The following is a 25,101-nucleotide window of genomic DNA, read 5'->3' as shown; positions in this document are numbered from 1 at the left end:
GCCCGCATAACTTGTGGGTAATGTGTAAACCCGAAGAACCCGATGCCAGCGTCTACAGTCTTACCGAACACGACTATCTCAAGGAGCTTCCATGTCTCGTTTCATTCGCAGTGCAGCCATCATTACCTTCAGCGCCAGCGCTCTGGCGAGCCTGCCGGCCATGGCCGCCGATGCATTGCATTACAACCAGATCTCCCTGCGCGCCGAAGCCAGCCAGGAAGTGGCCCGCGACAAGATGATCGTCACTCTTTACACCGAATCGCAAAACGCCGACCCGGCCAAGCTTGCTGCCGAAATCACCACCACCCTGAACCAGGCCCTGGGCCAGGCGCGCGAAGTCAAAGGCGTGACCTTGCGCCAGGGCAGCCGCAACAGCTACCCGATCTACGACAGCAAGAACCAGAAGATCACCGGCTGGCGTGAACGCGCCGAGCTGCGCCTGGAAAGCGCGGATTTCCCGGCGCTGTCCAAACTCACCGGCGAGTTGTTGAACACCTTGAAAATGGACAGCATGGACTTCGCCATCGCCGACACCACGCGCAAGGCCAGCGAAGATGCACTGCTCAAAGATGCGGTGGCGGCGTTCAAGGCGCGCGCGCAACTGGCTACCGATGCACTCGGCGGCAAGGGCTACAAGATCGTCAACCTGAACTTCAACACCAATGGCTACCCAATGCCTTACGCCCGCAGTGGCGGCATGATGATGAAAGCCGCCATGGCCGATTCAGCGCCGACGCCTGAAGTGGAAGCTGGCACCAGCCAGGTCACTATGAGTGCCGACGGCGTGATCGAAGTTTTACAGTAAGTTTTTAGACAGGACAAAGGCGCAGCCCTACGGGCTTGCGCCTTTTTTTGGATGGCTGTCGGTACCCGATTTGACGATGCCACCAACCTAGGCGCCCCCCCCCCCCCCCCCCGAGCACCGCCACGACCGTCGTATCAAAAACCGGGCTCAAACTCATCCAACGGATCAAAAACACTGACAACATCAACGATGTTCCCGAGATCGAAGCGATCCCGGATATAAATATAAAAGCATCCAGAACTATAACTCTCCGCGCCTATCCGTGTAGAGGTCACACCTACGCTACATGTACCGTCTTAACCGAAGCGATACTTCTGGTTTTTTTGATCGCTACAGGTTGCATCTTAGAAAACATTTGACATACAGGGCGCGTGCGATCTGGAACTTTTCGCACACCTGCCGCCACCTAATACTTGTAAAACTATACAGGCACTGCCCTACAAACTGAGGGAAGCCTTACGGAATAGAAGAGCCAGTAACGTTAGCTGGCCACTAACTCCACGCCAATGCCATAACACTTCAAGAAAATAACTTTAAATCATTAATAAAGTGAGTCATTCATGAAGACACTTTCTTCTTTCGGGCATCCCCCGCTTATTCCCAGCGGACCACCGATTGCAGACTTTAACCCAACTCAAACAGCGCCCCCAGCAAACAAAGCGAACACCACACCGCAATGGCACCCCCCGCTGAGCCCCGGCGGACCACCCATTGCAGACTTTAATCCAACTCGGACAGTTGCTCCCTCGCCGCCAGTAAAAAATACGACCGCGCCACCGCAGGACCATGAGCTTGATTTCTCCAAAGGCGTCATTTATGGGGGAGACACCGTTTCTGCGCCTACGAGCTATCCGCCCAAGGAACAGGTGCAGCGCATAGAAGCCTATGCCGGACGTGTAGTGGCACACATCAAGACCTTGGAACAGGGTAAGGAAGGCGAAAACAACGTCAAATTCCAGAACGTTCGCCATTTTCTAGAGCCTGCGGGTTACTTCAGTGGCGGGTTACTGGCTGCCGGGTACGACCCACATGAAAAATTCACCGTGACGTTCAACTCCTACGTAGGTAAATGGAAGAAAGAGGTGCAGACCAACACCGAAGAACGCACTTACTATGCATGGGAAATTGCAGCCGGTGCCCTTAAGCACGACAGAACACCGGAAGGCGGTTTACTCAATTTTCAAGAGACGAAAGTCAAGCCACAAGACGCGAACAAGATCAACGATCTGGAAGCGCTGGGTGCGCGTCTACAGGCTCACTGGAAGGTGGATGTAGCCGAGCCTATGCGCGACATGTACGGTGCCTTGGCGAAACGCTCCGGAAAAGCGGATGCCTATGCTGTGCGCGGAATTCTAGAAAGCCTGCGTAACGACAAGAACAGCTATGAACAACTCTCCCCCGAAGGGCAAGACGCAATCCATCGTACACTTTACAGAAACGGCAACGTGGTCATCCCAAACATATATGGCTACCCACTGGCAGGGCATGCATTTATCCCGTTCACCAACTATCACGGCGATTACGACCACCGGCCTAATAAAGGTTTGCTCATTGACTTGAAAAACGGCACGGTCAGTGAAATATACGGCGATGACGATTTTGCCCACTGGGCTGAGAAAAATCGTAATGAGCTGTACAGTAGTTTTAATGCCAGTGACAGGCAGGGCGGCAAAGACTCTCATTGGCCATCGGCCGCAAATGTGCTCGAAAACCTGATCGACTCCAACAGGGCTACATACCCCGGTTATCAAAACTGGATAAAAGACAAGGCTGTGCCTGTGAGGGAGACTTTCAATTATACCCAATCACGAAATAGCGAATACTTCTTGAAATGGGGAAACCTTGAGTCCGGCATTGCTAACGAGTACCAAGCTGTGAACGCCAAGAACGCAGTATGGGCCGACCAAACGCAGGTGTTTGGTTCCGAGCAGCAAGCGTGGAAGAACGCGAAGGAATTATGGGGACGCACCTTCGGTTACGTGCCCGTCCTTGGTAACGCGGGCAATATTGTCTTCGGTGTGCATGACTCCATTCACGGCATGACCGCCGACGATCGCGTTGGCGGCACTGCCGCAGCGGTGATATCGAGCCTGCAACTGGTGCACGAACTTGCACCCAATGGGGTAGAAGCGGGCCTGGGTGAACTTGAGTTGCCTTCCCCCCCGTCTAGCGGCAAGAACTACAGTTGGAGGTACAATTCCGAGACACAGGATTTTGAATTTGTGCGCGCACCAAAAGCTTCGAACGACAGTCATATTCCCACAAACGTCGAAACAGACGAATCAAATCGTTCGGTGCCGGCTAATAGTGGAGGCGCCCGCCCGCCCGTCGAAGGCACAAACGGGAAACTTCCACCACTGAGTTCCGTAGAAAACATACCCACGGGTGAGGCACTTTTTTCTACGGGTGAAAAAGCCGTCATCCTGAGTGGAGAGGTCAATGACCTGAATGTGGTCAACGAAAAGCTGTATACCTTTACCGACAAAAATAAAAAAGGCACGGAAACACGATTGAATGTACTCGTCCATGGCAGTTTCAACCCTGAAACTGGCGTAGCAAGAGTTGTGTTCGATGGACAACTCCACACCCCGGCAGAGTTGCTTCAGACTCTTCACGCAAAAGGTGTACGCCCGGAGCTTTTTGACAACATACGCCTGTTGTCATGCAATTCTGCAACTGGGGGAGACGCTTCCTTTGCCGCTCAATTTCAAAGGCTGATAAGGCGCCCTGTAAAAGGGTATACCGGCACTCTCACCGCGAGCCTTTCGCCGGAAGTTATAACGGCGGCCATTGACAAAGTAGAAAAAGCTTATCTCCAACACGTGCAAAAGAAGGGCGTCACCCTTACTCCCGCTGTAACGGCCTACGTGAGAGGCCAGGCTGAGCAGTATATCGCCGATGAAATGAAGGTAAATTCACGTTTCATACCGTCGAAGACCAACCCCTATTGGAACCCACTCAAGTGGTGGGCCTTCACCTATAAGCCTGAGACATTCCACCCTAAACCTTGAAAATTCATTTATGAGTAGAGGTGACCGGCGACTGTATTTCTCCATGCAACGACGACGTGATCGAAGTTTTATAGTAACTTTTTTAGACAAGACACAGGCGCAGCCCCACGGGGCCTGCGCCTTTTTTTGCGCGCTGGCGCGCCGTCATATACGGCAGCATATTTAACAGGAATCAAGCGCCCGGCTTTCACGACTCATTACTGCCATAGCTACCAGGGAGGGCTGTGCTGGCATCTATTCATACAATGAGAGCCGAACTTATGTCCCTTTCACTCAATCCGACATCCTCGCCATCGCTGCCGTCCGCCGTCCCCCATCCGATATCGAACACTCAAGCGCAGGTGACACCGCCACCGCCCACTGCAAAAACCGTCCACCCTGACGAAACAGCCCTGCTCAAGGCCTACCTCGAGGCCGCACAACGCAAGGTGTTGCACGGCAATGCCGGGCTTATAACCGTACCGCCCCAAAGCACCCTGGGCCAATGGCTTGGGCTGTATCGCACGCACTTGGAAAATGCCGTCGTACAGGGCTGGCTGCGCGAACAACACTTCGCCCCGGACACCTTGCTTTCAATCAACCCCTCTACAGGTACCTTGTCCGCCGAGGTCGAGGGCAAAACGAAAACCTTCCATCTGTCGGATACATCAGGCTGGGGACAAATTTCAGGCCCCCTGCTGGACGCCGCAAAAGTTATCGCCCCTGGCAATAACGGTGATTTGCGTGTGAGGTTGGGTAAGGACTCCATACAGGTCAGCGCAAAAGTGGTGGCCAACTTTGAAGGCGTGCCCCTTCCCCAAACGCTGTCCCAGGCTCGAGCACAAATAAGGCATCTGGAACATAAAGACACCTTCGACCCTATCCCCGCCGATGACCGCCTGCGCCCTGCCAGCAGCCGCTCGGCACAGGCGCTGCAAGAGCAACAACACAATGCCGCCAAGTACTACAGCACCGCACCACAGGCGTTGGCTTACAAGCGCCTGGCGGTTGACGTCGCCAACAACCTGCCCAATACGCGGGCAGAAGCCAAGAAATGGGCGGATGACCTGCTGCTCAAACTCACGGGCAAACCTATCGACTCCGATACTGTCTATTTGAACCGCTTCAAAGGCGGTGAAAGCGCGGACACGGCTACCGGCTGGGAACACACTTTTCAGGAGCCCTGGTCCTCACTGCGCTTACCCGACGCCTTGCTGAAGAACTTCTCCGAGCACGACTGGGTGCCTGGCAACCTCGACCTCGAGGCAGGTTTGTATACTCAGCCCGCAGGGCAAAGCGATAAAGGCGGTTACGGCAAGCACAATCAAATCGACCTCAAGCCGTCACAAGTGATGCACGAGAGCTGGAAAACCGACTTTCAAACCCAGATGACCCAGAAATTCGACAGGTTTTGGAACGCGCACACCGATAACTACCACACGGTAATCAAAGGTGAGTTCGTTTCCCAGGCACGGGAGCAACTGAAGAAAGCCCAAGCCTGTTCACCTGCTGAACGAGCCTTGCAAGCCTCAGAACACCAGTTCACTCGTGGCGACTACAGCCTGGTAATGGCGGCGGCGAACAATATTCCACTCGACGAAAACACACCCCTGAGCCTTGAACAGCTCAAGGCCAAAGCGCCAGTAAGCAGCGCTCCCCAAGTGCATGCCCTTGATATCCACGGTTTCACATCCAGTGACATTCTTCGATTCAGTAGCGACGACACTGGCCGGCAAGTGCTTTACATACCTGGAGCCAAACCGGCATTTCTGCGCTTCGACTCCTTGGACAAGCTCAATCAATGGGTAATTGACCAGACGAAGGACCCGAAAAAAAGCCAGTCGCTGCTCGCGCACTTTTCATTGGCTGATCGTCAGAACCGTAAGCCTGACCTTCTCATACAACTGGCAATCGGGTTTGTACCGGGCGCGAGCTTTACGGGTATTGGCGACAAGCAAGATGGCCTGGACGCCCTCTTCAAGAAAATGGCCGCCGGTGAGCTGAAAAACCCGGTGAACACCAGTAGTCACTCGAAAATCGAGGGGGATGTGTTTTCCACCCTGACAACCGCCGCCAAACAGCGCATGACGAGTGACACCGACGTCGTCGTCAAATCCAACAGCGAAGTAACCCGAGATACATGGTTGAACGACATTACCGTAGCCGCCGGGCTATTGGCCAAGCTTGCGCCTATCGCTGCACCGGTTGCCGGCGCAGCGGCACTTGCCGGGCTGACCGAGTTGGGGTTGGGCTTGGAACAAACAACGTCCGGGGACACCGAGGCGGAACGCGACAACGGAGCTTCCAAGGCACTCGATGGTTTGCTGAACACGTTGTTCTCAGCGGGGGCAAGCGAAGTTCCGGAAGATCCTTTTGCATTGCCGCCCGAGAAAGAGCTACCGGTTGTGGACCCGCTCGCCCAACCGCAAATCAATGAACTCGAAGAGCCAACACCAGGCCCATCCAGCGGCACCCCCACGGTTAACGAAGCTGGGGCTCCCCTGCCAAAATCCCAAACACTCTTGCCGATGGCTCCCTATGCCGTGTCTGAGGGTGAGCAGTTGATAAAGAGCGCGCCCCGCGATGCGTTGGGTGTCTATCGAATAACCGACAGCCAGGGGGCACTGCGCCAGTTCGTGCGCTTTACCGACGAGACGGGGGCGAGCAAAGTATTTGAAATATCAGGCCGCTATCGAACCGGCGACGTGTTCGCCAAAATCATTAATCCCGATAACGGCGCAGGGCTGATGGTCATCACACCTGGGCGTGATGGAGAATGGGCCAGGGCGCCGGGCAATGGCGGGGTGAAGTGGCCATGGCAACGCTCTGAGTCCCCAACACCAAGTAACGATCTAAAAACGCCTGCACAGGTATCGGATAATTTTATTGAGTTAAACGGTACCAAAATGAAAGGCGCTGACATACTCGACAAGTATTTCAATGTTGAAGAGCAAGCGAACTATAAATATGGCGTCAGCTTCAAGGAAGAGAACGGTATTTTAGAAAACCGCCCTGTCTTTTCCTGGACAACGGACAGCGGGGACTTCACGGTATCCGAATCGGAAACAGCTTCGCCATCCGAGTATGGTACCAGCAATTATTCTCCACAATTTATCAAAGACATCAACCGAGACCCTTACACAATAAGAAGCGCTGACCTGGAGAACGTTGAAATCGACATACCCCAGCAGATAGCGGGAATGACTATCCCAGATGACTTAGAACAACAGATCCGTAATGGTCTTATAGGGGATGGGATCAATGCATTTGAGCGCACCGTGCCCGATCCTGACATGCGAGCGGCAATTTCAGAGGTTGCTCATCAAGGCTCTTCCGCTCCTGCGTGGTTTGAATTGCAGCCTCCCCGAGTGAAAGACGGTTATATCAGCAGTGTTGGCGACAGGCAGTACGTCATCGACTATAACCCTTTAAAAAATGAGACCGAGGTTACAATAACCACCCAATGGCGCCTGAAATCTGAGGTTAGAGGTGAGTCCACCCTCGCCAAAGACGTGAACATAACAGCCACTCGAACTTTCAACCTCCGTGCAAGTAATGAAATAGACGGCCCGCCCGTTATAATCGATAAATCGGCTCCCATCCGGATAGAAGTATCCCCTACCTAAGCCAGCTGAACGGCGGTAACCTCGGTTACCGCCTTTTCGTTTGGGCAGCTTTTACGCCTGCCATTTCAGGGGTCTCCATGGAAAGAATCGCCATTAAGCCAGTGCTCCTCGCCGCAAGCCTTCTAGCTTTTATACCGATGGCTCACGCCGCTACCACCCTGGTCTACTGCTCCGAAGCCAGCCCCGCCGGCTTCGACCCCAGCCAGTACACCAGTGGCACCGATTTTGACGCATCCGCCGAAACCGTGTTCAACCGCCTGACCCAGTTCAAGCGCGGTGGCACCGAGGTCGAACCAGGCCTGGCCACCAGTTGGGACGTGTCGAAGGATGGTCTGACGTATACCTTTCACCTGCGTGAAGGCGTCAAGTTCCACACCACCGACTTCTTCACCCCGACCCGCGACTTCAACGCCGATGACGTGCTGTTCACTTTTAATCGTCTGCTGGACGCCGAGAGCCCGTTTCGCAAGGCCTACCCCTCCGAATCGCCCTACTTCACCGACATGGGCTTGAACACTACGATCAAAGGCCTTGAAAAACTCGACGAACACACTGTGCGTTTCAACTTGAACAACGTCGATGCTTCGTTCGTACAGAACCTGGCCATGAGTTTCGCCTCGGTGCAATCGGCGCAATACGCCGCCCAACTGTTGAAAGAAGGCAAGGCCGAGCAGATCAACCAGCAACCGGTGGGCACCGGGCCGTTTGTGTTCAAGCGCTACCAGAAAGACGCGCAGATCCGTTATGCGGCCAATAAGCAGTATTGGAAACCCGAGGACGTGAAGCTCGACAACCTGGTGTTCGCCATCACCCCGGACGCCGCAGCGCGCCTGCAGAAACTCAAGGCCGGCGAATGCCAGGTCAGCGGTTACCCGCGCCCCGCTGACATCGAGGCAATGAAGCAAGACCCCAACCTGCGCGTGCAGCAACAAGCGGGCTTCAACCTGGGCTTCCTTGCCTACAACGTGACTCATCCGCCGCTGGATCAGCTCAAGGTGCGCCAAGCCCTGGACATGGCCATCGACAAGCCCGCCATCATCAAGGCTGTTTACCAGGGCGCCGGACAATTGGCGCAGAACGCACTGCCTCCCGCCCAGTGGTCTTATGACCCTAAAATCCAGGATGCACCCTACGACCCGACCAAGGCGCGGTTGCTACTAAAAGAAGCAGGGGTTGCACCAGGTACCACCATCAATCTGTGGGCCATGACCGTACAACGCGCCTCGAACCCGAATGCGCGAATGTCCGCACAAATGATTCAACAGGATTGGGCCAAGGTCGGCATCAAGGCCAACATCGTCAGCTATGAGTGGGGCGAATACATCAAGCGCGCGAAAAATGGCGAACACGACGCAATGATTTACGGCTGGACCGGCGACAACGGCGACCCGGATAACTGGCTGGGCGTGCTCTACAGTTGTGCTGCGGTCAAGGGCAGCAACTACGCCAAATGGTGTAACCCGGCCTACGACAAGCTGGTACAGCAAGCCAAGGTCAGCAGCGACCGCGAGCAGCGCATCAAGTGGTATCAACAGGCACAGAAAATCCTTAAGGAACAAGTACCTATAACGCCTATTGCGAACTCGACGGTTTTCCAGCCAATGCGCAAGCAAGTGCGTGACTTCAAGATCAGCCCGTTCGGGCTCACGCCGTTCTACGGTGTGGGTCTAGATAAGTAACAACAGCGCCCCAACCGAGTGCGCTAGACGCCTCGGCTGGGCTTTTTTGGTGCGCCATTTGCACCGAAAAAACCCTCCAAATAGGCACTTTTGTGTCAGAACTTTCATAATTGCGACATTCCTGTACGTTCGTACCACAGTTTTCCCTTTGCAACCGCTCTGCATCTTGCATTGGGTATGGCGCCTGCATAAGTATCCGCAGGCCGACTCACGAGGTCGCCCTCACCACCAAAAATGACAACAAATCATGAGGCCAACATGCTTAAACACGCAGTCCTTCCGTTATTAGTGAGCGCTGGCCTTATGGCCGCAGCCCCCGTAGCCCTTGCGGCAACTAACCTGGTGTTCTGCTCCGAAGGGAGCCCGGCCGGTTTCGACCCAGGCCAGTACACCACCGGAACAGACTTCGATGCCTCGGCCGAAACCATGTTCAACCGCCTGAGCCAGTTCGAACGTGGCGGCACCGCCGTCGTTCCTGGCCTGGCCACCAGCTGGGACGTGTCCCCGGATGGCCTGACGTATACCTTCCACCTTCGCGAAGGCGTCAAGTTCCACACCACCCCGTACTTCAAGCCGACTCGTGAATTCTCGGCCGACGACGTACTGTTCACCTTCAACCGGATGATCAATAAAGACGATCCATTCCGTAAGGCCTACCCCACCGAGTTCCCGTACTTCACGGACATGGGGATGGACACCAACATCAAGAACATCGAAAAAGTCGATGACCACACCGTCAAGTTCACCCTTGGCACCGTGGACGCCGCGTTCATCCAGAACCTGGCCATGAGCTTCGCCTCGATCCAGTCCGCCGAATACGCTGCGCAGCTGTTGAAGGAAGGCAAGCCTGCCGACATCAACCAGAAGCCGGTCGGCACTGGCCCGTTCGTGTTCAAGAGCTACCAGAAAGATTCGAACATTCGCTACACCGGCAACAAGGACTACTGGAAACCTGAAGACGTGAAGATCGACAACCTGATCTTCGCTATCACCACTGACCCGTCGGTGCGTATCCAGAAGCTCAAGAAAAACGAATGCCAGATCACCCTGTTCCCACGTCCGGCTGACCTCAAGGCGCTGGGTGAGGACAAGGACCTGAAACTGCCGCACCAGGCCGGTTTCAACCTGGGCTACATCGCCTATAACGTCATGCCAGTACTCAAGGGCCAGACCGCCGCGAACCCGCTGGCCGACCTGCGCGTCCGTGAAGCCCTGGACATGTCGGTGAACAAGCAGCAGATCATCGACTCCGTGTACCAAGGTGCCGGCCAGTTGGCAGTCAACGCCATGCCGCCGACCCAGTGGTCCTATGACACCACCATCAAGGATGCCAAGTACGATCCTGCCAAAGCCAAAGAGCTGCTCAAGGCCGCTGGCGTCAAGGAAGGTACCGAGATCACCCTGTGGGCCATGCCGGTTCAGCGCCCCTACAACCCCAACGCCAAGTTGATGGCCGAGATGCTGCAGAACGACTGGAAACAGATCGGCCTGAAGGTCAACATCGTCAGCTACGAGTGGGGCGAGTACATCAAGCGCTCCAAGGGCGGCGAGAACCAGGCCATGATCATTGGCTGGAGCGGCGACAATGGTGACCCGGACAACTGGCTGAACGTGCTGTTCGGCTGCGACTCGCTGTCGGGCAACAACTTCTCCAAGTGGTGCGACAAGAAATTCGACGGCATCGTGAAAGAAGCCAAGGCCACATCGGATGTCGCCAAACGCACCGAGCTGTATAAGCAGGCGCAACATATCCTCAAAGATGCAGTCCCGATGACACCTATCGCGCACTCGACGGTGTATCAACCCATGCGTAATACCGTACAAGACTTCAAGATCAGCCCGTTTGGCTTGAATTCCTTCTACGGCGTTAGCGTCAGCGGCAAGTAAGGATCAATAACGGCGACGTTTCATAACGTCGCCGTTATTCCATCCGCCTGGACCTTAGGAAACAGACTACGTTTGCAAGCGTTGCCGTCTTACAGCAATGAACTGCGACCCGTGCCTCCGTTGCCTACAAGGTCAGTCAGAATTGACGCATTTACTGCAAGGTCAACGCCCCATAAGGTCGTAGGACAGCAGCGGCATCATTCTGGTGAAGGGCACTTGCTGTGTGTGGGATCAGTGAGGTCTGCCTGGCTGCACGCCAGCAGGAAGGCTCGCTGTTGATAACTACAAACAAGGACCGGGAACGTCATGCGCCATACCACCGCTGTATCCGCTCTGTTTGCCACCAGCCTGCTGGCCGTGGCCACGATGGGCCAAGCCGCCGAGAAGAAGAGCCTGGTGTTCTGCTCCGAAGGCAGCCCGGCAGGGTTTGACACTGCGCAATACACCACCGCCACCGACAACGATGCGGCGGAGCCTTTGTATAACCGTTTGGTGGAGTTCGAAAAAGGCGCCACCGACGTCGTCCCTGGGCTGGCAACCAAGTGGGATATTTCCCCAGATGGCCTGACCTACACCTTCCACCTGCGTGAAGGGGTGAAGTTCCACAGCAACAAGGAATTCAAGCCGACGCGGGACTTCAACGCCGACGACGTGCTGTTCACCTTCAACCGCATGCTTGACCCCGAGCACCCGTTCCGTAAGGCCTACCCCACCGAGTTTCCGTACTTCAACGGGATGAGCCTGAACAAGAACATCGCCAAGGTCGAGAAAACAGGCCCCTACACCGTGGTGATGACCCTGAACACGGTCGACGCCGCGTTCGTGCAGAACATCGCCATGAGCTTTGCCGCAATCCTTTCGGCCGAATACGCCGAGCAGCTGCTCAAGCAAGGCCGGCCCAGCGACATCAACCAGAAGCCGATCGGCACCGGCCCGTTCGTGTTCCAGCGTTACCAGAAAGACTCGCAGATTCGCTACGTGGGCAACAAACAGTACTGGGACCCGAGCCGCGTCAAGCTGGACCAGTTGATCTTCGCCATCAACACCGACGCGTCGGTGCGCGTGCAAAAACTTAAGGCCGGCGAATGCCAGGTCACCCTGCATCCACGCCCCGCCGATGTCGAAGCCCTCAAGGCCGACCCGAACCTGCAACTGCTGACCAAGCCGGGCTTTAACCTCGGCTATATCTCCTACAACGTGCGCCACAAGCCGTTCGATCAGTTGGAAGTACGCCAGGCGCTGGACATGGCGGTGAACAAGCAGAGCATCCTCAATGCTGTGTACCAGGGCGCCGGGCAACTGGCGGTCAACGCCATGCCGCCGACGCAGTGGTCTTACGACGACAGCATCAAGGATGCCGCCTACAACCCGGAAAAAGCCAAGGAGTTGCTCAAGGCCGCCGGCGTCAAGGAAGGCACCGAGATCACCTTGTGGGCCATGCCGGTACAGCGCCCGTACAACCCCAACGCCAAGCTGATGGCCGAGATGCTGCAGAACGACTGGGCCAAGATCGGCCTCAAGGTCAAGATCGTCAGCTATGAGTGGGGCGAGTACATCAAACGCACCAAGAACGGTGAGCACGATGTCAGCCTGATCGGCTGGACCGGCGACAATGGTGACCCGGACAACTGGCTCGGCACCCTCTACAGCTGCGACGCCATCGGCGGGAACAACTACTCCATGTGGTGCGACCCGGCGTACGACAAGCTGATCAAGCAAGCCAAGGTCGTGACCGACCGCGAACAAAGGACTGTTCTGTACAAACAGGCGCAGCAACTGCTCAAGCAGCAGGTGCCGATCACGCCTATCGCCCACTCGACGGTCAACCAGCCGTTAAGCGCCAAAGTCGAAGGCTTCAAGGTAAGCCCCTTCGGCCGCAACGTGTTCTCGGGCGTCAGCATCAACCCATAAGACAATAACCGGATGGCGGGGAGCGAAATCGGCTCCTCGGCAAACGTGCAGGCTTTTGTTGGGAAATTTCCTACGCCAAACGTTTGCAATAGCTTGAACGAGTTCCACACCCAATAGCCGGATCACCCAAAAAGACCGGCATTAAAAAAGAGAACCAAAGGAGCTTCACCCATGAAACTGAGCAGCAAAGCGCTTCTGGCCTTGGCCATCAGCAGCATCACGGCCACCGCCTACGCTGAAACGCAAAGCCAGGACTTCGTTCCTACCACCCTGGCCGGCACCAGCGCCCAAAGCGAGGCCAAAGGCTTTATCGAAGATTTCAGCCTGGGCGGCACCACGCGTAACTGGTACTCCCATGAAAGCAAATACCGTGGGGGCACCTTCTCGTACCAGAAACACGGCCAGACCCTGACCGATCGCAACCGTACCAACTGGGTGCAAGGCACCATCCTCAACGCCAGCTCGGGTTTCACCCAGGGCACCGTTGGGGTCAAGACTGAAGTGGCGGTGTACAACGCCCTGGTGCTGGACCGCAGCAAGCGTGATATCAAAGGCGGCTCCAACCGTACCCTGGCCGACTCCAACGGCGACGCCGTCGACCAGTGGAGCAAACTGGGCCTGGCCAACGTGCAATTCCGTGTGTCCAACACCACACTGACCGCCGGTCGCCAGAACTTCAGCAGCGGCATCGTCGACACCATCGGCAACCGTGCCCTGCCTTCCAGCTTCCAGGGTGTGAGCTTCAACAGCGAAGAGTTCAGCAACCTGTCGTTCCAGGGCGGCGTGTTCGACCGCGTTTCGCCACGTAGCGAGCAGAGCCTGTCGAAATTCCGTAGCGAATACGGTAATGGCGCAGAAACCGACAAAGTGTCGACCCTGGGTGTGAACTACCAGCCGCTGAAAAGCCTGAAGACCAGCTTCTTCGCCGCTAACGTGAAGGACTTCTGGAACCAGTACTACTTCGGCGCCACCCACGAGCTGGGCGACGCGCAGCAGTTGGGCCTGACCACCGGCTTCAACTACTACAAGACTGTCGATGAAGGCAAAAAAGAGATGGGGGAAATCGACAACGATACCTTCTCCCTCTCCCTGGGCCTGACTCACCAGGCACACAGCCTGACCTTCGGCTACCAACAAGTGAACGGTAACGAGTACTTCGACTACCTGCACGAAACCAACGGTATCTACCTGGCCAACTCCCTGACGTCTGACTTCAACGGCCCGAACGAGAAATCCTTCCAGATCGCCTATGCCATCAATATGGCTGAATACGGCGTACCTGGCCTGAAGTTCAACGCCTACTCGGCACGCGGCTGGGGCATCGACGGCACCCACTACACCGGCAACAACGGCCGGGCCAAGTTTGCCTACGACGGCATCCAGTCCCAGGACGGCGAGAAGCACCAGGAATACGGTGTAGGCGCCTCTTACGCGCTGCAGAGCGGCCCACTCAAAGCCACCACCGTGCGCGCAACCTATGTTGAGCACCGTGGCAGCGAGTTCCAGTCCGACGGCAGCATCAAAGAGTTCCGTCTGGTTACCACCATCCCGTTCAACATCCTTTAATTAGTGCCAGGCAGGCGGCGAGCTCAGGACGAGCCCGCCGCCTACGCTTTTCTGGCTCCATCGATTGCAGAGGGCTCTGAATGAAAATGCTCCCACTACAAGCCGCCATGGCCGCTGCGCTGTTGAGCGTGGCGATCGGCGTTTCGGCCAAACCGCTGGTGGTCTGCACCGAAGCCAGCCCGGAAGGTTTCGACCCGGTCCTGTACACCACTGCCGTGACCGCTGACGCCGCCGCTGAAACCATGTTCAACCGCCTGGTGGACTTCAAGCCCGGCACCACAGAAGTGGTGCCCGCCCTGGCCAAAGACCTGCCGGAAATCAGCGCCGATGGCCTGACCTACACCTTCCACCTGCGTGACGACATCAAGTTCCACACCACCGACTATTTCAAACCCACGCGCAACTTGAACGCCGATGATGTGCTTTGGAGCTTCCAGCGCCAGCTGGACCCGAATCACCCTTGGCATAAAAAGTCCGCTGTGGGTTACCCGTATTTCGAAAGCATGGGCTTTAAAGAACTGCTCAAGAGCGTAGAGAAGACCGACGACCACACCGTCGTGTTTACCCTGACCCGTCCTGAAGCCCCCTTCCTGGCCGACCTGGCCATGGCGTTTTCCTCGATCCACTCTGCCGAATATGCCGACCAGCTGCTCAAAACCGGCAAAACCGATGACCTGAACGCCAAGCCAATCGGCACCGGGCCGTTCATCTTCAACCGCTACGCCAAAGACGCCCAAGTGCGCTTCAAGGCCAACCCGGAGTACTTCCGTGGCAAGCCGCCGGCCGATCCGCTGATTCTGGCAATCACCACCGACAGCAATGTGCGCTTGCAAAAGCTCAAGGCCAACGAGTGCCAGATCGCGCTGTATCCCAAGCCCGATGACGTACCCAGCGCCAAGGCTGATCCCAACCTGAAAGTAGCGGAACTGGCGGCGATGACCACCAGCTACACCGCCATGAATACCACCCACAAGTACATGAGCGATGCGCGGGTACGTCACGCGATCAATATTGCCTTCGATAAAAAGGGCTACAACGAATCGCTGTACGGCAAAGGCAACGCCGTCGATGCCACCGGCCCGTACCCGCCGACCCTGCTGGGCTTCAGTGACAAGCTGAAAAACCCTGTTCGCGACCTGGACAAGGCCCGCGCTCTGCTCAAGGAAGCCGGCGTGCCGGAAGGCACCGAGTTCACCCTGTTCACCCGCAACGGCGGCGGCCCGACCAACCCTAACCCGATGCTCGGCGCCCAGCGCATGCAGGCGGATCTGGCCCAGATCGGCCTGAAGGTCAATATCAAGGTCATGGAATGGGGCGAAATGCTCAAGCGTGCCAAAGCCGGCGAGCACGACATGGTTTCTGCCGGCTGGGCCGGGGATAACGGCGACCCGGACAACTTCCTCACCCCAAACCTGAGTTGCGATGCAGCGAAAAACGGCGAAAACTACGCCCGCTGGTGTAACAAAGAGTTTCAAGACTTGATCGACAAGGCCCGCGCCGACGCTGAACCCGCCGAACGCGCCGCACTCTATGAACAAGCTTTGGCCGTATTCGAGAAGGACCAACCGTGGATTCCCATGGCTTACCCGAAAATGTTTACCGCCATGCGCAAGAACGTCGAGGGTTATACCCAAAGCCCTCTGACCACCAATAACTTCGCCACCACCCAGGTGAAGTAAATAAGAAAAACGCTCGGCATCGTCGACACTGACGGTGCCGGACCTGCCTAACCGGCTGATTGAGGTACACACCAAGATGTTTAGTTTTATTGCCCGCCGACTGGGGTTATTGATCCCCACGTTCTTCGGCATCACGTTGCTGACCTTTGCGTTGATTCGCATGATTCCAGGCGACCCCGTAGAAGTCATGATGGGCGAGCGACGGGTTGACCCCGAAATGCACGCCCAGGCAATGGAGCGCCTTGGCCTTAACAAGCCGCTGTATGCGCAATACCTGGATTACGTCGGCAAGCTCGCCCAGGGCGACCTTGGCGAATCGTTGCGCACTCGCACCAGCGTGTGGACCGAGTTCACCGCCCTCTTCCCCGCGACCCTGGAACTGTCCATGGCCGCGCTGTTGTTCGCCGGTATTCTGGGCCTGTTGGCCGGGGTGATCGCGGCACTCAAACGAGGATCCCTGTTCGACCACGGGGTGATGGGCATCTCCCTGGCGGGATATTCGATGCCGATCTTCTGGTGGGGCCTGATCCTGATCATGTTCTTCTCGGTGAGCCTGGGCTGGACCCCGGTGTCCGGGCGTATCGACCTGCTCTACGACATCGAGCCACGCACCGGCTTCATGCTGATCGACACCCTGCTGGCCGACGAGCCGGACGCGTTCTGGGATGCGTTGCACCACCTGATCCTGCCAGCCATCGTGCTCGGCACCATCCCGCTGGCGGTGATCGCGCGCATGACCCGTTCGTCGATGCTCGAAGTGCTGCGTGAGGACTACATCCGTACCGCCAAGGCCAAGGGCCTGTCGCCGGCGCGCGTGGTGTTCGTGCACGGCCTGCGCAACGCGCTGATCCCGGTGCTCACCGTGGTCGGCCTGCAAGTCGGCACGCTACTGGCCGGTGCGGTACTGACCGAAACCATCTTCTCGTGGCCCGGCATCGGCAAATGGCTGATCGAAGCCATTGGCGCGCGGGACTACCCGGTGGTGCAAAACGGCATTCTGCTGATCGCCTGCCTGGTGATCCTGGTGAACTTCGTGGTGGATATCCTCTACGGCTTCGCCAACCCACGCATCCGTCACCAGCGCTGAGATCATGACCATGACCACACCTACTCAAGTGTCAGCAGTCGATCAGAGCCTGCTGTACCCGTCCCCGTACAAAGAATTCTGGCAAGCCTTCTCCAAGAACAAAGGCGCGGTCGCCGGCCTGCTGTTCATGTTGCTGATCGTGTTCTGCGCGATCTTCGCCCCGTGGGTTGCCCCGCATAACCCCAGCGAGCAATACCGCGACTTCCTGCTGACCCCGCCGGCGTGGCTGGAAGGCGGGCAGATGCAGTTCCTGCTCGGCACCGACGAACTGGGCCGTGACTTGCTCTCGCGCCTGATCCAGGGTTCGCGCCTGTCGTTGCTGATCGGTTTGTCATCGGTGGTGATGTCGCTGATCCCGGGCATCCTGCTGGGCCTGTTCGCCGGGTTCTTCCCGCGCTTGCTTGGCCCGACCATCATGCGCTTGATGGATATCATGCTGGCCCTGCCGTCGCTGCTGCTGGCTGTGGCGATTGTCGCCATCCTCGGCCCTGGCCTGATCAACACCGTGATCGCCATCGCCATCGTGTCGCTGCCGTCCTATGTGCGTCTGACCCGCGCGGCCGTAATGGGCGAACTGAACCGCGACTACGTGACTGCCGCCCGCCTCGCCGGTGCCGGCCTGCCACGCCTGATGTTCATCACCGTGCTGCCTAACTGCATGGCGCCGCTGATCGTACAAGCGACCTTGAGCTTTTCCTCGGCGATTCTCGATGCCGCGGCCCTGGGCTTCCTCGGCCTTGGCGTACAACCGCCAACCCCTGAGTGGGGCACCATGCTGGCTTCGGCCCGAGACTACATCGAACGCGCCTGGTGGGTGGTGAGCCTGCCTGGCTTGACCATTTTGCTCAGCGTGCTGGCAATCAACTTGATGGGTGACGGCCTGCGCGATGCGCTGGACCCGAAACTCAAGAACGCCGCCTGAGGAGATTCCCATGTCACTGTTAGAAATCAAGAATCTCAACGTGCGCTTCGGCGACAAGACCGCCGTGCCGGTGGTCGATGGCCTCGACCTGTCCGTCGACAAAGGCGAAGTACTGGCGATCGTTGGCGAGTCGGGTTCGGGTAAATCCGTGACCATGATGGCGCTGATGGGCCTGATCGAGCATCCCGGCATCGTCACCGCCGATGCGCTGAACTTCGACGGCAAGGACATGCTCAAGTTGAGCAACCGCCAGCGCCGCCAGATTGTCGGCAAAGACCTGGCGATGGTATTCCAGGACCCGATGACCGCGTTGAACCCCAGCTACACCGTGGGTTTCCAGATCGAAGAAGTGCTGCGCCTGCATCTGAAAATGTCCGGCAAACAAGCGCGCAAACGCGCCATCGAGCTGCTGGAAAAGGTCGAGATCCCAGGCGCTGCCAGCCGTATGGATGCCTACCCGCACCAACTGTCCGGCGGTATGAGCCAGCGCGTGGCAATTGCCATGGCGATTGCCGGCGAGCCCAAACTGCTGATCGCCGATGAACCGACCACCGCGCTGGACGTGACCATCCAGGCGCAGATCATGGAACTGCTGCTGGCCCTGCAAAAAGAGCAGAACATGGGCCTGGTGCTGATCACTCACGACCTCGCGGTCGTGGCTGAAACCGCCCAGCGCGTGTGCGTAATGTACGCCGGCCAAGCCGTGGAAGTCGGCCAGGTGCCGCAGCTGTTCGACATTCCGGCACACCCGTACAGTGAAGCGCTGCTCAAGGCGATTCCCGAGCACAGCCTCGGCGCTACGCGCCTGGCCACGCTGCCGGGCATCGTACCCGGCCGCTATGACCGTCCGCAGGGTTGCCTGCTGTCGCCGCGCTGCCCGTATGTGCAGGACGCCTGCCGCGCCCAGCGGCCGGGCCTTGACCCGAAAAGCAACAGCCTTGCCCGCTGCTTCTACCCGCTGAACCAGGAGGTGGCGTAATGGCCGTCGTACTTACCGCCCGCGACCTCACCCGTCACTACGAAGTGTCCCGTGGCCTGTTCAAAGGCCACGCCACCGTGCGTGCCCTTAATGGCGTGTCTTTTGAGCTGGAAGCCGGCAAGACCCTCGCCGTGGTGGGCGAGTCGGGCTGTGGCAAATCCACCCTGGCCCGTGCCCTCACGCTGATTGAAGAGCCCTCGTCGGGCTCGTTGAAAATCGCCGGGCAAGAAGTGGCCGGCGCCGACAAGGCCCAGCGCAAGCAATTGCGCAAAGACGTGCAGATGGTGTTCCAGAGCCCCTATGCCTCGTTGAACCCACGCCAGAAAGTCGGCGATCAACTGGCGGAGCCGTTGCTGATCAACACCAACCTGTCGGCCGCTGAGCGCCGCGAGAAAGTGCAGGCGATGATGAAGCAAGTGGGCCTGCGCCCTGAGCATTATCAGCGCTACCCGCACATGTTCTCCGGCGGCCAGCGCCAGCGCATCGCGTTGGCCCGGGCGATGATGCTGCAGCCCAAAGTGCTGGTGGCCGATGAACCGACCTCGGCGTTGGACGTGTCGATCCAGGCCCAGGTGCTTAACCTGTTCATGGATTTGCAGCAGGAATTCAACACCGCCTACGTGTTCATCTCCCACAACCTGGCGGTGGTGCAGCACGTTGCCGATGATGTGATGGTGATGTACCTCGGCCGCCCGGTTGAAGTGGGCCCCAAGGAAGACATCTACGCACGCCCGCTGCACCCTTACACCCAGGCGCTGCTGTCGGCCACCCCGACCATCCACCCCGACCCAAGCAAGCCGAAGATCAAGATCGTCGGCGAACTGCCCAACCCACTGAACCCGCCGCCTGGCTGCGCGTTCCACAAGCGCTGCCCATATGCGACGGCGCGTTGCAGCAGTGAGGAGCCGCTGTTGCGTCCGTTGGATAACCGGCAGGTGGCATGCCACTACGCGGAGCAATTCGTGGCCTGAAGCAACCCAACCTGCCCTGTGTGGGATCGTTCCCACGCTCTGCGTGGGAACGCCGTCGGCGACGCTCTGCGTCCGCCAGCTCAAGCCTTGCGCAAGAGTGACGCGGAGCGTCACAGGATCCGTCCCCACGCAGAGCGTGGGGATGATCTCGTTGCATGAGTTCCATCGCCCTTCCCGCCAGATTGCGCATCAGTCTGGCCGGAGGGGCTTTTTTTGCGCGGTTGTAACAAAAAACATACCGTTTGAATCTATGCCAAAAGCCCTGAAAACATTGAGCCAGACCGTTTTGAAAAGTGTATAGATTGTAAATGCAATTTACTTCTGTTTGAGAATCAATACCATTACGGCGCACGGAGAGCGCTGGATACACGAAAAAATTCAGACGCCTCTCGTTCAATCGCCCCTCCTAAAGGACTTTGTGGACATGTCGTCTCAATTCAGGCTCAGCCATCTCTCGCTGGCGTTTATCGCTACCCTTTCGTCCCCCGCGCTACTGGCGCAGGGTGTGGAAAAAGAACGCGACAAAGTGCCGATCCAAGCGACAGACCTGCCTGTGGATGGCACGCCCCAAGCCCTGGTGCTGGGCGAGACACGTGTACTGGGCACCGCCGCCGAAGAACTCAAGCAAGCGCCCGGCGTGTCGATCATCACCGCCGAAGACATCAAGAAACGCCCGCCCACCAACGACCTGTCGGAGATCATCCGCCGCGAGCCGGGTGTGAACCTGACCGGCAACAGTTCCAGCGGCAGTCGTGGCAATAACCGCCAGATCGACCTGCGCGGCATGGGCCCGGAAAACACCCTGATTCTGATCGATGGCAAGCCATCCACCTCGCGCAACGCGGTGCGTTACGGCTGGAGCGGTGACCGTGATACCCGTGGCGAAACCAACTGGGTACCGGCCGAAGAAGTCGAACGCATTGAAATCCTGCGCGGCCCGGCCGCCGCCCGTCATGGCTCCGGTGCCATGGGCGGTGTCATCAACATCATCACCAAACGCCCCACCGACCAACTGCACGGCTCGCTGACCGCCTACACCGCCTTCCCCGAAAACGATGCCGAAGGCGCGAGCAAGCGCACCAACTTCAACCTCAGCGGCCCATTGACTGACACCCTGGCGTTCCGCGTCTATGGCGGCCTGAACAAGACCGACGCCGATGACGCCGACATCAACCGTGCAGCGCAAGCGACGCCGGACTCGTTGGTAGCCGGCCGCGAAGGTGTGCGCAACAAAGACGTGAATGGCTTGCTGAGCTGGCAGTTCACCCCCGAGCAAACCCTCGACCTGGAAGCCAGCTACAGCCGCCAGGGCAATATTTTCGCCGGCGATACCATGCTCAACGGCGGTGGCACGTTCGTGGAAAGCCTGGTGGGCAAGGAAACCAGTGTGATTCAACGCAGCAGCTTTTCTGCCACCCATCGCGGCGAATTCGACTGGGGTTCGACCCTGGCCTCGCTGACCCACGACCTGACCCGCAACGAACGCCTCAATGAAGGCCTGGCCGGTTCTGGCGAAGGTGCGCCCTCCGCCAGTGCAGGCCGTTTCGAGTCGCGCTTGCGCAACACGCGGGCCACCGCCGAGGTCAACCTGCCCCTGAGCGTCGGTGCCGAGCAGGTGCTGACCCTGGGCAGCGAATACCTCTACGAGTCGATGAACGACCCAGGCTCGCTGCGCCCGCAAACTTACGACCCAGGCACCGGCGGCGTCCCCGCCATCCCGGGCGTCAGCCGCAACAGCACCAAGACCACCGCCTCAAGCTACGCCTTGTTTGCCGAGGACAACATCGAGCTGGGCAGCAAGACCGTGATCACGCCTGGCTTGCGCTTCGACGACCATGAGGAATACGGCGGCAACTGGAGCCCCAGCTTCAACGCTTCGCACCAGTTGACCGACGAACTGAGCATCAAGGGCGGCATTGCCCGCGCCTACAAGACCCCCAACCTGTACCAGTCCAACCCGAACTATTTGCTCTACAGCCGTGGCAATGGCTGCAACGCCAGCGAAGCCAACATGGGCGGTTGCTACCTGGTGGGCAACCGCGATCTGAAGCCGGAAATCAGCGTCAACAAGGAGATTGGCCTGGCTTTCGACAAAGGCAACTGGCGCACCAGTGCGACGTACTTTCGTAATGACTACAAGAACAAGATCAACGCCAGTAACGAGGCGGCTTTCCGCCTGGGCAACGGTCGCCGCGTGCTGGAGTGGGAAAACAGCGGGCCCGCCTTGGTGCAGGGCGTTGAAGGCAACCTGTTCATCAGCCTGCGCGATGACCTGGACTTGAATACCAACCTGACCTACATGATCGACTCCAAGGACAAGGACACCGGCGAGCCCTTGAGCATCATCCCCAAGTACACCGTCAACACCACGCTGGACTGGCAAGCCACTGACAAGCTGTCCTTCCAGGTCAGCGGCACCTACTACGGCAAGCAGGAGGCGCCGACGCTCAACTCACGCAGCGCCAGCAGTTACGATCGCAGCGCCCAGCAGGACGTCGACCCGTACGGGCTGATGGGCCTGAGCAGTGGTTACGAATTCAGTAAGAACCTGAGCGTGCGGGTGGGCATCAACAACCTGCTAGACAAGCGCTTGTCGCGCAAAGGCAACGCCGAGGATGCGGGCGCGCAGACTTACAATGAGCCGGGGCGGGCTTACTTCGCGTCGGTGACCACATCGTTCTGAGGAAAAAGGGCGGCCAATAAAAATGCCTTGGAGGTCCCATCCAAGGCATCGATTGTTTGAAACGCTTTCCCTTGGCGAACCTACGTCTGGCTATCGCCTTCGTCTGCGTCGTCGCTGTCAGGCTCGTCGGTGGTCGAGTCGTCATCGTCTTCGCTGCCACCCTGGCCTTTATCGCCTGGCTCTGCTTCGGACTTGGCCAGTTGCAAGTCCGAGCTCTGGCTACTCGTCACCCTCGCTGCGCCCTGCACCGGGTTATGCGCCCAGGCCGTCGACATCCCCAACGACAACAGCACCAGCACTTTCATCAACAGCACGACGCGTTGAACAATACTCATGGTCGATTCCGTCCAGTCAGTAAATGGGCCCCGCACGGCAGTCATTAACTGCCACCAGCGTTTAAGCTAGTCGCGATGCCGGTTTACCGCCAATCTCCAGCCTTTTGGAGATCAAAATGTGGGAGGGGGCTTGCCCCCGATTGCGGAGTATCAGAACCCAATACATTGGCTGACACACCGCTATCGGGGGCAAGCCCCCTCCCACATTCTCTTAACCGCTCAGACCTTAATGGTGTTCGCGGGTCGCACGGAACTTCACATCCGGCCAACGCTCTTCCATCAACGCCAGGTTCACCCGCGTCGGCGCCAGGTAGGTCAGGTGACCACCGCCGTCGATTGCCAGGTTTTCCACGGCTTTATTGGAGAACTCTTCCAACTTCTTCTTATCGCTGCAATCAATCCAGCGCGCCGAATACACGGTGATCGGCTCGTAGGAGCACTCCACCTTGTATTCCTCTTTCAAGCGGCTGGCGACCACATCGAACTGCAGCACGCCCACGGCGCCGAGGATGATGTCGTTGCTGCGCTCGGGGAAGAACACCTGGGTGGCGCCCTCCTCGGCCAATTGCTGCAAGCCTTGGCGCAGTTGCTTGGACTTGAGCGGGTCACGCAGGCGCACGCGGCGGAACAGTTCCGGGGCAAAGTGCGGGATACCGGTAAAGCCCAGCGCTTCGCCTTCGGTGAAGGTGTCGCCGATCTGGATGGTGCCATGGTTGTGCAGGCCGATGATGTCGCCGGCAAACGCCTCTTCCAACTGCTCACGCTCGGAGGAGAAGAACGTCAGGGCGTCGCCAATGCGCACGTCCTTGCCAGTGCGCACGTGGCGCATCTTCATGCCTTTTTCGTATTTGCCGGAGCAGATACGCATGAAGGCGATACGGTCGCGGTGTTTGGGGTCCATGTTCGCCTGGATCTTGAACACAAAGCCCGTGAATTTCTCTTCGACCGGTTCCACGGTGCGCTCGTTGGCAACGCGGGCCAGCGGTTTTGGCGCCCAGTCCACGACGGCGTCGAGCACGTGGTCGACACCGAAGTTGCCCAGCGCGGTACCGAAGAACACCGGCGTCAGTTGGCCGTCGAGGAACTCCTGCTGGTTGAACTCATGGCAGGCGCCCTGCACCAGCTCCAGCTGGTCGACAAAACGGTCGTACTCGTCGCCCAGGTGGGCACGGGCTTCATCGGAGTCGAGCTTCTCGATGATCTTGGTTTCGGTGCGCTCATGACCGTGGCCAGCGGTGTAGACAATGATGTAGTCGTCGGCCAGGTGGTACACGCCCTTGAAGTCGCGGTAGCAACCAATCGGCCAGGTGATCGGCGCGGCCTTGATCTTCAGGACGGCTTCGATTTCATCCAGCAGCTCGATGGGGTCGCGGATGTCGCGGTCGAGTTTGTTGATGAAGCTGACAATCGGCGTGTCACGCAGACGGCACACGTCCATCAGCGCGATGGTACGTGGCTCGACGCCTTTACCGCCGTCGAGGACCATCAGCGCCGAGTCCACCGCGGTGAGGGTGCGGTAGGTATCTTCGGAGAAGTCTTCGTGCCCCGGGGTGTCGAGCAGGTTGATCATGTGCTCGCGATAGGGGAACTGCATGACCGACGTGGTAATGGAAATACCCCGTTGCTTTTCCATTTCCATCCAGTCGGAGGTGGCATGGCGGTCGGATTTGCGCGACTTCACCGTGCCGGCCACCGCGATTGCCTTGCCCATCAGCAACAGCTTTTCGGTGATGGTGGTCTTACCGGCATCGGGGTGGGAAATAATGGCGAAAGTGCGGCGTTTCGCGACTTCGGCGGCCTGGTGGGTCATGGGAAATCGCCTGGCAGGTGAGTCAAAAAAGGGCGGCGAGTATAGCGCAAACGCGAGGGTACGGACCACCGTTGAGCCCATTGGGGGTGGCTAAATGCGCCCAAGTGTGGAACCTTTTAAAAGGTAGAGACGTCCACTCCCCTGCTATCGCACTCGGAACAGGGGCTGAAA

15 protein-coding genes are annotated in these 25,101 nt (G+C 58.0%); 13 read left to right on the top strand and 2 right to left on the bottom strand.

The window, feature by feature from the left end; genetic code table 11:
* The first annotated feature begins 91 nt into the window (after window positions 1-91).
* The 13 genes from QK296_RS07055 to QK296_RS06995 all read left to right on the top strand — a co-directional run bounded on the left by QK296_RS07055 (window position 92) and on the right by QK296_RS06995 (window position 22,785).
* Window positions 92-805: an SIMPL domain-containing protein gene (locus tag QK296_RS07055; RefSeq protein WP_003188494.1), complete on the top strand. Its 714-nt coding sequence runs from the start codon at window positions 92-94 to the stop codon at window positions 803-805.
* A gap of 560 nt (window positions 806-1,365) precedes the next feature.
* On the top strand, window positions 1,366-3,816 hold the full coding sequence (locus QK296_RS07050) for a hypothetical protein (protein WP_282390733.1): 2,451 nt from the start codon (window positions 1,366-1,368) through the stop codon (window positions 3,814-3,816).
* Window positions 3,817-4,076: 260 nt separating this feature from the next.
* Window positions 4,077-7,421, top strand: a complete 3,345-nt coding sequence (locus tag QK296_RS07045) for a DUF6543 domain-containing protein (protein WP_282390731.1) — start codon at window positions 4,077-4,079, stop codon at window positions 7,419-7,421.
* Window positions 7,422-7,498: 77 nt separating this feature from the next.
* Entirely contained in the window at window positions 7,499-9,100 is a 1,602-nt protein-coding gene (locus tag QK296_RS07040) for an ABC transporter substrate-binding protein (protein ID WP_034134858.1), read from the top strand.
* A gap of 258 nt (window positions 9,101-9,358) precedes the next feature.
* A complete protein-coding gene (locus QK296_RS07035; RefSeq protein WP_003188490.1) occupies window positions 9,359-10,987 on the top strand; it encodes an ABC transporter substrate-binding protein in 1,629 nt (542 codons plus the stop codon).
* A gap of 306 nt (window positions 10,988-11,293) precedes the next feature.
* Complete coding sequence (locus tag QK296_RS07030; protein ID WP_282390730.1) at window positions 11,294-12,898, top strand: ABC transporter substrate-binding protein; 1,605 nt, start codon at window positions 11,294-11,296, stop codon at window positions 12,896-12,898.
* Between the two features lie 171 nt (window positions 12,899-13,069).
* Window positions 13,070-14,464, top strand: coding sequence for an OprD family outer membrane porin (locus QK296_RS07025; protein ID WP_003188488.1), 1,395 nt, complete (start codon window positions 13,070-13,072; stop codon window positions 14,462-14,464).
* A gap of 80 nt (window positions 14,465-14,544) precedes the next feature.
* A complete protein-coding gene (locus QK296_RS07020) occupies window positions 14,545-16,143 on the top strand; it encodes an ABC transporter substrate-binding protein (protein ID WP_169855812.1) in 1,599 nt (532 codons plus the stop codon).
* Window positions 16,144-16,219: 76 nt separating this feature from the next.
* Window positions 16,220-17,230, top strand: a complete 1,011-nt coding sequence (locus QK296_RS07015) for an ABC transporter permease subunit (RefSeq protein ID WP_003171721.1) — start codon at window positions 16,220-16,222, stop codon at window positions 17,228-17,230.
* A gap of 10 nt (window positions 17,231-17,240) precedes the next feature.
* Window positions 17,241-18,152 carry an ABC transporter permease subunit gene (locus tag QK296_RS07010; RefSeq protein WP_003188486.1) on the top strand — a complete coding sequence of 304 codons (912 nt, stop codon included), beginning with the start codon at window positions 17,241-17,243 and terminating at the stop codon, window positions 18,150-18,152.
* Between the two features lie 10 nt (window positions 18,153-18,162).
* Window positions 18,163-19,131: an ABC transporter ATP-binding protein gene (locus QK296_RS07005; RefSeq protein ID WP_034134855.1), complete on the top strand. Its 969-nt coding sequence runs from the start codon at window positions 18,163-18,165 to the stop codon at window positions 19,129-19,131.
* Window positions 19,131-20,102, top strand: coding sequence for a peptide ABC transporter ATP-binding protein (locus tag QK296_RS07000; RefSeq protein WP_003188483.1), 972 nt, complete (start codon window positions 19,131-19,133; stop codon window positions 20,100-20,102). Before QK296_RS07005 ends, QK296_RS07000 begins: the two co-directional genes overlap by 1 nt.
* Before the next feature lie 424 nt (window positions 20,103-20,526).
* Window positions 20,527-22,785, top strand: a complete 2,259-nt coding sequence (locus tag QK296_RS06995) for a TonB-dependent siderophore receptor (protein ID WP_282390729.1) — start codon at window positions 20,527-20,529, stop codon at window positions 22,783-22,785.
* An 80-nt stretch (window positions 22,786-22,865) separates the two neighbouring features.
* On the opposite strand, the gene QK296_RS06990 is transcribed toward QK296_RS06995, so the two are convergent.
* Window positions 22,866-23,120 carry a hypothetical protein gene (locus QK296_RS06990; RefSeq protein WP_057712015.1) on the bottom strand — a complete coding sequence of 85 codons (255 nt, stop codon included), beginning with the start codon at window positions 23,118-23,120 and terminating at the stop codon, window positions 22,866-22,868.
* A gap of 226 nt (window positions 23,121-23,346) precedes the next feature.
* Complete coding sequence (locus QK296_RS06985; protein ID WP_003188476.1) at window positions 23,347-24,930, bottom strand: peptide chain release factor 3; 1,584 nt, start codon at window positions 24,928-24,930, stop codon at window positions 23,347-23,349.
* Window positions 24,931-25,101: the final 171 nt, after the last annotated feature.

It is taken from the genome of Pseudomonas sp. AL10 (assembly GCF_029960685.1).
In the GTDB taxonomy this organism is placed as follows: Bacteria; Pseudomonadota; Gammaproteobacteria; order Pseudomonadales; family Pseudomonadaceae; genus Aquipseudomonas; species Aquipseudomonas lactis.
The sequence above is the reverse complement of the archived record's forward strand: the minus strand, read 5'-3'. Positions and strand labels throughout refer to the sequence as shown.

Coding starts and splice junctions, on each gene's coding strand:
- QK296_RS07025 (WP_003188488.1), top strand. CDS start 13,070: ATGAAACTGAGCAGCAAAGCGCTTCTGGCCTTGGCCATCAGCAGCATC.
- QK296_RS07035 (WP_003188490.1), top strand. CDS start 9,359: ATGCTTAAACACGCAGTCCTTCCGTTATTAGTGAGCGCTGGCCTTATG.
- QK296_RS07050 (WP_282390733.1), top strand. CDS start 1,366: ATGAAGACACTTTCTTCTTTCGGGCATCCCCCGCTTATTCCCAGCGGA.
- QK296_RS07015 (WP_003171721.1), top strand. CDS start 16,220: ATGTTTAGTTTTATTGCCCGCCGACTGGGGTTATTGATCCCCACGTTC.
- QK296_RS07005 (WP_034134855.1), top strand. CDS start 18,163: ATGTCACTGTTAGAAATCAAGAATCTCAACGTGCGCTTCGGCGACAAG.
- QK296_RS06990 (WP_057712015.1), bottom strand. CDS start 23,120: ATGAGTATTGTTCAACGCGTCGTGCTGTTGATGAAAGTGCTGGTGCTG.
- QK296_RS07045 (WP_282390731.1), top strand. CDS start 4,077: ATGTCCCTTTCACTCAATCCGACATCCTCGCCATCGCTGCCGTCCGCC.
- QK296_RS07040 (WP_034134858.1), top strand. CDS start 7,499: ATGGAAAGAATCGCCATTAAGCCAGTGCTCCTCGCCGCAAGCCTTCTA.
- QK296_RS07000 (WP_003188483.1), top strand. CDS start 19,131: ATGGCCGTCGTACTTACCGCCCGCGACCTCACCCGTCACTACGAAGTG.
- QK296_RS07010 (WP_003188486.1), top strand. CDS start 17,241: ATGACCACACCTACTCAAGTGTCAGCAGTCGATCAGAGCCTGCTGTAC.
- QK296_RS06985 (WP_003188476.1), bottom strand. CDS start 24,930: ATGACCCACCAGGCCGCCGAAGTCGCGAAACGCCGCACTTTCGCCATT.
- QK296_RS07030 (WP_282390730.1), top strand. CDS start 11,294: ATGCGCCATACCACCGCTGTATCCGCTCTGTTTGCCACCAGCCTGCTG.
- QK296_RS06995 (WP_282390729.1), top strand. CDS start 20,527: ATGTCGTCTCAATTCAGGCTCAGCCATCTCTCGCTGGCGTTTATCGCT.
- QK296_RS07020 (WP_169855812.1), top strand. CDS start 14,545: ATGAAAATGCTCCCACTACAAGCCGCCATGGCCGCTGCGCTGTTGAGC.
- QK296_RS07055 (WP_003188494.1), top strand. CDS start 92: ATGTCTCGTTTCATTCGCAGTGCAGCCATCATTACCTTCAGCGCCAGC.